Here is a 10,790-nt window from a genome sequence, read left to right as displayed (position 1 = left end):
CGGGGGGGGGGGGGCGGCGGGGCGGGGCGGCGGCCCCCCCCCCCCCGGGGGGGGGGCGCCCCCCCCCCCCCCCCCCGGCCGGCCCCCCCCCCCCACTGCTCTCAGGGGGAGTTCGACGGGGGATTCCCCCAACTGCCCGGCTCTGGTTCTTGCGGAACGGACTCTGTTCCATTGTCTCGTGATGTCCGGGGGACTCGGAGCGGACCCAGCGGATGATCCAAGTCCCCCGGACGGGAGGCACGGTGGTGGTCAGTTCTGGCCGCGGAGTACGAGCGTGCAGCACTTCACACTGCCACCGCCCTTGAGCAGCTCGGACAGGTCCATCCCGATCGGCTGGAAGCCTCGCTCGCGCAGCTGTGCCGCCAGGCCGGCCGCCGCTTCGGGCAGGATGACGTGGAGGCCGTCGCTGACCGCGTTGAGGCCGAACGCCTCGGCGTCGGCCTCACCCACCAGGAGGGCGTCCGGGAAGAGCTGTCGCAGCACCGCCTGACTGCCCGGAGAGAAGGCGTCCGGGTAGTACATGATCTCGTCCTCGTCCAGCACGCAGAGCGCGGTGTCGAGGTGGTAGAAGCGCGGGTCGACGAGTTCCAGACCGACCACCGGCCGGCCGAAGAACTCCTGCGCTTCGGCATGGGCGTCGGAAACGCTGCGGAAGCCCCGGCCCGCCAGCACGTACGTACCGGCGAGAAGGAAGTCGCCCTCGCCCTCGTTCACATGGATCGGACTGTGGGTCTCCTGGTAGCCCCGGGCCCGGAACCAGTCCAGGTAGGCGGGGCCCTCGGCGCTCCGCTCCGCGTTGCGGAAGCGGGCCCCGAGGACCTTGCCGTCCACCACCGTCGCGCCGTTGGCGGCGTAGACCATGTCCGGCAGGCCCGGCACCGGCTCGATCAGCTCGACCTGGTGCCCCAACTCCGTGTAGAGGGCGCGCAGTCGCTCCCACTGGAGGACGGCGAGCTCCACGTCCACCGGCTTGTCGGGGTCCATCCACGGGTTGATCGAGTACGTCACCTCGAAGTAGCTCGGGCGGCACATCAGGTAGTGGCGGGGACGCGGTCGGCGAATCTCTGCCCGTTGTCTCATCGGGACTCCTCGGGGTTGAGGCGCCCCGGCGCGGCTCGACCGCACGCGCCGGGGCACCGACTTGTGGAAACGGAGCCGCCTGGCTCCCGGCGTTCGGCTCAGAAGCCCCATTCCTCCTGCAGCAGGTCGAGATCCTGCTGGTTGAGGTTGACCAACGGGAGGTCGGAGGGCGTGTAGCCGCCGGCGGCCGGGCCGGCCCCGTGGTCGACGAGCGCGGTCAGGGCGCGGAACCAGGCCTCGGCCAGGGCGCGTACCTCCTCCTCCCCGAACAGCTCCCGAGGCCAGGACCACACGGCCACCAGCCGTGGGCCGTCCGCGTGGTCCTGGACCACCGCGTTGAGGTCCAGGGCGTGCCGGAAGGGCATCTCGGGGTCGAAACCGCTGCCCAGATCGGTGCCCGAGAACGCGGTCCAGTCCGCGGCGCCCCGGTCGCCCTCGGCCGCGTCGATCCGGCCGAGGTAGTTGAACCCGAGCCGGGGCGACGGCAGGGCCGCGAGCGCGGGGCCGGTGTGCTCGTTGAGGTAGCGCAGCAGCCCGTAGCCCAGACCGTGGTCCGGGACGGCGCGCAGCTGCTCCTTGACCTCCTTGAGGGCGCGGCCGAGAGCGGGGCCGCCCGCCCAGACGTCCGGCCAGTCCGCGGCGCCGACCCGGGGATCGAGTCGCACGGGGTAGAGGCTGGTGAACCAGCCGACCGTCCGTGAGATGTCGAGCTCCTCGGCGATCTCCTCCCGGCCGTGGCCTTCGAGGTCCAGCAGGACGCCCTGCCCGGACGCCTGCCGGCCCTGCCAGTCGAGGACGGCGAGGGCGAACGCCGTCAGCAGGACGTCGTTGACGCCCGCGTGGAAGGCGGCAGGCACGGCGGTCAGCAGCGGCTCGGTCTGCTCGGCCGGCAGGGTGAGCGTGAGCTGCCGCGAGGTCGCGAGGGTGTCGCGCCGGGGGTCGAGCTCCCGCGAGCCCAGGGCGGGCTGTGGTGCGTCGAGGATGCCGGTCCACAGCGGGAGTTCCGCCAGCCGCCGGGGCTCCTGTGCGGCCGTGACGAGGTGCTCGGCCCAGCGACGGAAGGAGGTCCCCACCGGGCCGTGGTCCGTCTCCCGGCCGTCGGCCGCGTACTGCTGGGCCAGCTCCTCCAGCAGGATCCGCCAGGAGACGCCGTCGACCACCAGGTGGTGGAGCATGAGCAGCAACCGCCCGGCCGTGCCGGGCCCGGCGTCGAACCAGACGGCCTGGAGCATCGTGCCGGCCTCCGGGGCCAGGCGTCGCTGGGCGGCCCGCGCCTCGCCGGGGATGTCCGCGCCGACCAGGTCGACCCGGCGCAGGAGGTCCTCGGCGCGGACGCTCTCCCGTGGCGGCGCCTCCAGCGCCCAGGCGCCGTCGGAGCCCCGGGTGAGCCGCATCCGCAGGGCGTCATGGCGGTCCAGCAACGCCTGGAGCGCCCGCTCCAGCCGTTCGGACGTGCAGTCCGCCGGGGACTGCACCAGCAGAGCCTGGTTGAACCCGTCGACCGGCCCGTCGGCCTCCCGCAGCCAGTGCATGACCGGTGTCAACGGCACCGGGCCGATGCCTGCGTCCGGGTCCTCCTCGGCCCTGCGGGACACCGCCTCCGCGACCCGGGCCAAGGCCGCGACGGTCTGGTGCTGGAACACGTCACCGGTCCGCAGCAGCAGGCCGGCCTTGTGCGCCCGGCTGACCAGCTGGATCGACATGATGCTGTCGCCGCCGAGGGCGAAGAAGTTGTCGTCGATGCCGATCCGGTCCAGCCCGAGGACGTCGGCGAACAGCGCGCAGATCAGTTCCTCCCGGGGGGTCCGCGGAGCGCGCCCGCCGGCCGTGCCGTTGAAGTCGGGCGCGGGCAGGGCCCGGCGGTCGAGCTTGCCGTTGGCCGTGAGCGGCAGCCCGTCCAGCGTCACGAACGCCGCCGGCACCATGTGGTCCGGCAGCGAACCCGCCACCTGCGCCCGGACCTCGTCGACGTCGACGCCGTCCGCCGCGGCGACCAGGTAGGCCACCAGGCGCTTCACCCCCGGCTGGTCCTCACGGACGACGACCGCAACCTGGGCGACCCCGGCATGGCCGCCGACGGCGGCCTCGATCTCGCCGAGCTCGACCCGGAAACCGCGGATCTTGACCTGTTCGTCGGCGCGTCCCATGAACTGGATCTGTCCGTCGGCGGTCCAGCGCACCAGGTCACCGGTGCGGTACATCCGCTCGCCCGGGCCGCCGAACGGGTCGGCGACGAACCGGTCCGCCGTGAGGTCCGGCCGGCGCAGGTACCCGCGGGCGAGGCCCACACCTGCGACGTACAACTCGCCCGGGACACCCGCGGGGACCAGGCGCAGCGCGCTGTCGAGCACGCGCAGGCGCATCGAGTCCATCGGGCGACCGATCGGCACCGACTGCGGGACCCGCTGCGGCGACTCCATCCGGAAGGAGGTGGCGAAGGTGGTGGTCTCCGTGGGGCCGTAACCGTCCACGACGACCAGGTCCGGGCAGGCGTCGAGCACCCTGCGCACGGCCTCGGCGGGGACGACGTCGCCGCCGGTCCACACCTCGCGCAGGCCGCTCAGGCAAGCGGGGTCCTCCTCGGCGAACAGCCGGAACAACGCGGCCGTCAACCACACTGCGCGAACCCCGTGACGGCCGATGGTCTCCCGGAGCGTCACCGTGGTCAGGTCACCCGTCGGCGCGACCACGACCCGGCCGCCGGAGAGCAGCGGCACCCACAGCTCGTAGGTCGAGGCGTCGAACGCCTGTGCGGAGTGCAGCAGCACGGCCTCGTGGCCCTCGGAGTACCGGCTGTCCGTCGCCAGCGCCACGACGTCGGCGTGCGTGATGACCACGCCCTTCGGCGTTCCGGTCGACCCCGAGGTGTACATCACGTACGCGAGGTTGTCCGGCGTCAGCCCGCCACCGCGCTCGTCGTCCGTCAGATCACCGTCCGCGAGCCCCGTCAGGTTCACGTCGGCCGATCCCAGCACCAGCAGGGGCACGTCCGCCGTCAGCACCGGACCCAGGGACGCGGCGGCCTCGGCGGTGGACAGCACCACCGCCGGCTGCGCCTCCCGGAACATGTACGTGATCCGCTCGGCCGGGTAGTCCGGGTCCACCGGCAGGTAGCCCGCGCCCGACTTCAGCACCGCGAGCAGGGCGACGACCAGCTGCTCCGAACGGGGCAGGGCCAGACCCACCAGCCGATCGGGCCCCGCCCCCCGCGCGACCAGGAACCGCGCCAGCCGGTTGGCCCGGGCGTTGACCTCCGCGTAGGAGAGAGCCGTCTTCCCGCACACCACCGCGATCGCCTCGGGGGTGCTCGCCGTCCGGGCCTCGAACAGCTCGGTCAGCGTGCCGTTCGGCGCGTCGCGGCCGCTGGTGTTCCACTCGGTCAGGATCCGCTCGCGCTCGGCCGGGTCCAGGACGTCGACGGTCCCCAGGGGCCGGTCCGGGTGGGCGGTCACCACCTCTAGCACCCGCTCCAGACGGCGGGCCAGCTGCTCGACCGTGCCACGGTCGAACAGGTCCTTGGCGAACTCGATCCCGCCCTCGATCCCGGCGGGCGCGTCCTGCGGGTCGAAGACCTCGCCGAGCTGGAACGACAGGTCGAACTTCGCCGTGTCGATCTCCAACGGCCGTGGACGCACCGAGACTTCGTCCAGGTCGAGCCGCCCCTGGGGGGTGTTCTGCATCGTCAGCATCACCTGGAAGAGCGGATGCCGGGCCCGGGACCGGGCGGGGTTGAGCTCGTCGACCAGCTGCTCGAACGGCAGGTCCTGGTGGGAGTACGCGGCCAGGTCGGTCTCCCTGACCCGTTCGACCAGCTGCCGGAAGCTCGGGTTCCCCGAGAGGTCGGTGCGCAGCACCAGGGTGTTGACGAAGAACCCGATCAGGTCGTCGAGCGCCTCGTCGGTGCGCCCGGCGATCACGCTGCCGATCGGGATGTCCTCGCCGGCGCCCAGCTTGCCCAGCAGCGCCGCGACCGCGGCCTGCATGACCATGAACACGCTGCTGCCGGTCTCCCGGGCGAGCCGGGTGACCGCGAGGTGCAGATCGGGGCCGATCCGGACCCCGACGATCTCGCCGCGGTAGCTGAGCTGCCCCGGGCGCGGCCGGTCGGTGGGGAGCGCCAGCTCCTCCGGCAGCTCTGCGAGGGCCTTGCGCCAGTGGTCCAGCTGGCCGGCCAGCAGGCTGCCGGGGTCGTTCCGGTCGCCCAGCGCCTCGCGCTGCCACAGCGTGTAGTCCGCGTACTGGACCGGCAGCGGCTCCCAGTCCGGCGCCGTACCCGCACGGCGGGCCCGGTAGGCGACGGAGAGGTCACGCGACAGCGGGGCCATCGACCAGCCGTCACCGGCGATGTGGTGCACCACCAGCAGCAGGACGGACTCCTCCGGGGCGAGCTGGAACAGCCAGGCCCGCAGCGGGGGATCGACGGCCAGGTCGTAGCCGCCGGAAGCCGCCCGGGACAGGGCGGCGTCCAGTTCCACCTCGGTGACCTGGGCGACCGTCAGCTCGACACCGGCCTGTTCCGGGCTCAGGACCAGCTGGCTCGGCTGCCCGTCCACATCGGGGAAGACCGTGCGCAGGCTCTCGTGCCGGGCGAGCACGTCGCCCAACGCGGCCCGCAGGGCGGCCTGCTCCACCGGCCCGGACAGGCTCAGCGAGAGGCCGGTGTTGTAGTTGCCGCCCGCCTCCTGGAAGCGGTTGACGAACCAGAGCCGCTGCTGCGCGGGCGACAGCGGGATGTGTGCGGGCCTCGGCATGACGGTCAGGGCCCGGCGCGCTGTTCCCGCGCCGGCGAGCCGCTGAGCCAGCGCGGCGACGGACGGCGCGGTGAAGACGTCCGCCACCGTGAGCTCGGCACCGAGCTCCGAGCGGATCCGGCTCACCAGCCGCGTCGCCAGCAGCGAGTGCCCGCCGAGATCGAAGAAGCTCCGGTCGATGCCGACCCGGGTGAGGCCCAGCACCTCGGCGAAGAGCCCGCACAGCAGCTCCTCCTGGGGAGTGCGCGCGGTCCGCTCCGCCGCCCCCGCGCCGAGGTCCGGTGCCGGCAGCGCCCTGCGGTCCAGCTTGCCGTTGGCTGTCGTCGGGATGGCGTCGAGCACCACGACGGCTGCCGGAACCATGTAGTCGGGCAGGGTCGCGGCCACCGCGGCCCTGATCCCGGCCGGGTCCGGCTCGCCACCGGGGGTCGGCACCACGTAGGCGACCAGCCGATTGTCGCCCGGACGGTCCTCCCGGACGACCACAACCGCGCGGGCGACCCGCTCGCTGCGGGCGACGGCGGCCTCGATCTCCCCGAGCTCGATCCGGAAGCCCCGGATCTTCACCTGGTCGTCGACGCGGTTGAGGTACTCCAGTTCGCCTTCCCGGTTCCAGCGGACCAGGTCGCCGGAGCGGTACATCCGCTCGCCGGCCTCACTGAACGGGCAGGCGACGAACCGCTCGGCGGTGAGACCGGGCTGGTGCAGATAACCGCGCGCCAGGCCACCGCCGGCGATGTAGAGCTCGCCGGGCACCCCGGCGGGGACCGGGCGCAGCGCGTCGTCGAGGACGTAGACGCGGATGTTGGCGATCGGCCGGCCGATGGGCGGAACCCCGGTGCCCGGGGCGAGGGGCGAGCTCATGGTGGTGCAGACGGTGGACTCGGTCGGACCGTAGGCGTTGATCATCCGACGGCCCGGTGCCCATCGCGTGACCAGATCGGCCGGGCACGCCTCACCCGCGGTCACCAGGGTCATCCGGGGCGGCAGCGCGTCGGTGTCCAGGGCCGCGAGCAGGACGGGTGGCAGGGTCGCGTGCGTCACCCGCTGCCCGGCTAGCAGGGTGGACAGGGGCAGACCGGCGGCCAGCTCGCCGGAGGTGGCCAGGACGAGCGTTGCACCGGTCAGGACGGCGGTGCAGATCTCCGAGATGGAGGCGTCGAAGCTCGGTGAGGCGAACTGCAGGATGCGGCTGTCGGGGTGGATGTCGAATCGCTCCCGCTGGGCGGCCACCAGGCCGGCTACTCCGGCGTGGGTGACCACCACGCCCTTGGGCCGTCCGGTGGAGCCCGAGGTGTAGATCACGTAGGCGGCCTCGGAGACCTGTCGGCTCGGCGGCGGCACCGTCTGGTCGCCGTCTCCGTCGCCGGCCGGGAGCCGGTCCAGGAGCAGCCGGGACGGCCCGCCGGCGATCGCGTCCGGTATCGCGGTCTCGGCCTCCGTGCTGGTCAGGACCAGCACCGGCCGGGCGTCGCCGAGGATGTAGGAGATCCGGTCCGCCGGATAGTCGGGGTCGACCGGCAGATAGACCGCACCCGCCTTCTGCACGGCCAGGAAGGACACGATCAGGTCCACCGACCGGGGCAGCATCGCAGCGACGATCCGCTCCGGGCCGGCCCCGAACCCGCGCAGCACCCGAGCCAGGCGCTCGGCCCGCTCGTCGAGCTCCCGGTACGACAGAGACAGCTCGCCGAAGACCACCGCGGTGTTGTCGGGGGCCTCGGCCACCCGAGCCCGGAAGAGTTCGGCGACGGTCGCGCGTGGCAGCGCCAGCCCGGTGTCGTTCCACTCCACCAGCAGCGTGCGCCGCTCGGCGGGAGACAGCGTCTCCACCGAGTCCACCGGCGCGTCCGGCTCGGCCGCGACCGCCTCCAGGATCCGGACCAGCCGCGTGACGAGGTCCTGGACGGTCGTCTCGTCGAAGAGGTCGGTGGCGTAGTCGAGGCTGCCCCGGATGCCGGCGGGCGCGCCGTCCACGCCCTCCTGCTCGCTGAGCCGCAGCATCAGGTCGAACTTGGCGGTCCCGGTGTCCAGCATCTCGGGCTCGGCCGTAAGCCCCGGCAGGGCCAGGGCCGGACGCGCGTTGTCCTGCACGTCCAGCGCGACCTGGAACAGCGGGTGGCGGGCCAGCGACCGTACCGGGTTGAGGTCCTCGACCAGTTGCTCGAACGGGAGGTCCTGGTTGGCATAGGCGGCGAGGTTCGTCTCCCGTACCCGGGCCAGCAGTTGACGGAAGGTCGGGTGGCCCGACACGTCGGTCCGCAGCACCACCGAGTTGACGAAGAAGCCCACGAGGTCGTGCAGTGCCTCGTCGGTGCGCCCCGCGATGACGCTGCCGATCGGGATGTCGGCGCCCGCGCCCATCCCGCTCAGCAGGGCCGCCAGCCCGGCCTGCGCGACCATGAACATGCTGGCGTGGTTCTCGGCCGCCAGGGCGCGGAGCCGGTCGTGGGTCCGGGAGGGGAGGCTGAACGGCACCCGGCCACCCCGGTAGCTGGGCGTCGTGGGCCGCGGGCGGTCAGTGGGAAGGGCGATTTCCTCGGGCAGCCCGTCGAGTGCGGCCTGCCAGTACCGCAGTTGTCGCGCCAGTTCGCTCCCCGGGTCGGCGGCGTCCCCCAGCACCTCCCGCTGCCACAGCACGTAGTCGGCGTACTGGACCGGGAGCGGTTGCCACTGCGGGGCGGTCCCCGCGCACCGAGCCGCGTAGGCGGCGGCGAGATCCCGGGTGAAGGGTGCCACGGACCACCCGTCACAGGCGATGTGGTGGATCACCAGCTGGAAGACGTGCTCCTGTTCGGACAGTCGGAAAAGCCGTGCGCGGAGCGGGATTTCGGCGACGAGGTCGAATCCCTGCCGGCCGCCCTCGGCGAGGGCGGCGGCGAGTCCGTCCGGGCCGACCGGGATCTCCGGCAGCGCGGGCCGGGCTGCCGCGGGGTCCAGGACCAGCTGTCGCGGCCGGCCGTCCTCCGCGGGAAGCACGGTGCGCAGGCTCTCGTGCCGGGCCACCACGTCGCCCAGGGCGTCGCGCAGCGCCGCGGTGTCCAGGTGGCCGGTCAGCCGGATCGCCACGCCGTCGTTGTAGACCGCGCCGTCGTGCTGCAGCTGGTTGAGGAACCAGAGCCGGTTCTGGGCGGGGGAGAGCGGGAGGTGCTCCGGGCGCTCGGCGGCCCGCAGCGGCCGCCTCGCTCCGGCCGCGCCGCCCAGGTGCTCGGCCAGCGCCGCGACGGTCGCGTTCTCGAAGACGGTGCGCAGCCCCAGTTCGGCCCGCAGGACCGATCGGATCCGGCTCGCCAGCCGGGTCACCTGGAGTGAACGCCCGCCCAGGAAGAAGAAGTTGTCATCGACCCCGACCTCGTCCACCTCCAGCGCCTCGGCGAAGAGGCGGCAGAGGATCTCCTCCTGCGGCGTGCGGGGCGCACGGCGGGCGACGTCGACGTCGTCCGCGGGCGCCGTCGGGGCCGGCCCTCCGTCCGCGGCCGGGGCCGCGGTGAGTGCGGCCAGGGCCCGCTCCCGGGCCTGCCGGGCCCGGGCCGGCACCGGAATGGTGTCCAGCCGCTGGTCCGGGTGGGCCGTGGCGAGCCCGCGCAGGTACTCCAGGAAGCCCTCGTGGTACGCGGCGAGGTCCTCCGTCTCGTAGAGTTCCGGGTTCGCGTCACAGTCGATCTGCAGGCCTTCGCCGACATTGCGCTGGTAGACCAGGAACGACAGGTCGTCGGTCGGCCCGGTCGACAGGGTGCACGGGCGGGCGGTGTGGTCGCCGAAGGAGAGTTCGGACTCCACCATCGCGATGTTGACGTTCGACCCGACCATCCGCCGTCCGTCGGTGAACAGCCCGAGGTCCTGGCGCAGGTCCTCGTACGGGTAGCGCTGGTGCTTGGTGAGCGCTCGCATCTCGCGCGAGGTCTGGACGAGCAGCTCGGAGACGGTCATGTCCGGCTGGACCGCCAGTCGCAGCGGAAGCACGTTGGACACCATGCCCGGGGTGGTACGGGCCAGCGCACTCTGCCGGTTGGAGACGGGGAAGCCCAGGACCACGTCGTCCTCGCCGGTCAGCTGCCGGAGGTATGCGGCGACGACCGCGGCCAGGACCGGCGGCCAGGACACGCCGGCTTCACGGCCCAGCGAACGCAGCGCGTCGGATTCCTGGGTGGTGAGCCGGGCCGTGCGGTGGATCGGGTCCAGGGCGGCGCCGGGCTGCCGTCCGGACAGGCTCACCGGATCAGGGCAGTCCGCCATCCGTGCCAGCCAGAACTCCCGGTCACGGTCCTGTCGTTCGGAGCCTCGGTAGGCCGCGTTCTCCGCGATCAGCTCGCCGAGCGGGGCGAACGGACTCTCCGGGACGGGCAGTCCGCGGACCAGCGCCGAGTACACCTCGGGCACGCGCTGGCCGAGCAGTACGACGGTGAAGCCGTCCGCCAGCAGGTGGTGGTAGCGGTAGAACCAGAAGTACCGGTCCTCCGCGATCCTGAAGAGGGCGAAGTGGAAGAGCGGGTCGCGCAGCGGGTCCACCGGCCTGCCGAGCTCCTCGGCCATCCGGCTGAGTGCGGCGGCCCGCGGGTCGGCCTCCCGGCTGACGTCGACGTGCTGCAGTGACACGTCGACCTCGTCCTCCGGCACCACCCGCTGGACCGGTGCGCCGTCGACCTGGGCGAACCGCACCCGAAGCGTCTGCGCCTCGCCGACCACCTGCCGCAGTGCGGTCTCCAGCAGGTCCCCGTCGACCGGACCACTGATGTCCAGGTATTCGCCGAGGTTGAAGACCGTGTTCTGCGGGTTCAGTTGCTGTGCGAACCAGACGCCGGTCTGGGCGGGCGTCAGCGGCAGCGAGCCGTCCTGTCGATCAGACACAACCAGTTCTCTCCATCAGAGTCAGTGCTCCGGCAAGCCATGAGGGCTCTCACGACGCCGCTACCTCGCCCGGGTGGTGGCTGGCTCAGCCCCGCGCGGTCAGGGGGATGG

The 10,790-nt window shown here is 72.9% G+C and carries 2 protein-coding genes; both read right to left on the bottom strand.

From position 1 onward, the window contains the following. Nucleotides 1-249: 249 nt before the first annotated feature. Nucleotides 250-1,080: a dimethylargininase gene (ddaH, locus tag ACZ3YO_RS22825; protein WP_465572165.1), complete on the bottom strand. Its 831-nt coding sequence runs from the start codon at nucleotides 1,078-1,080 to the stop codon at nucleotides 250-252. A 98-nt stretch (nucleotides 1,081-1,178) separates the two neighbouring features. Further along, a complete protein-coding gene (locus ACZ3YO_RS22820) occupies nucleotides 1,179-10,679 on the bottom strand; it encodes an amino acid adenylation domain-containing protein (protein ID WP_465572162.1) in 9,501 nt (3,166 codons plus the stop codon). Nucleotides 10,680-10,790: the final 111 nt, after the last annotated feature.

This window comes from Kitasatospora sp. NPDC022785 (assembly GCF_055561295.1).
This window is presented reverse-complemented; position numbering and strand designations above follow the sequence as displayed.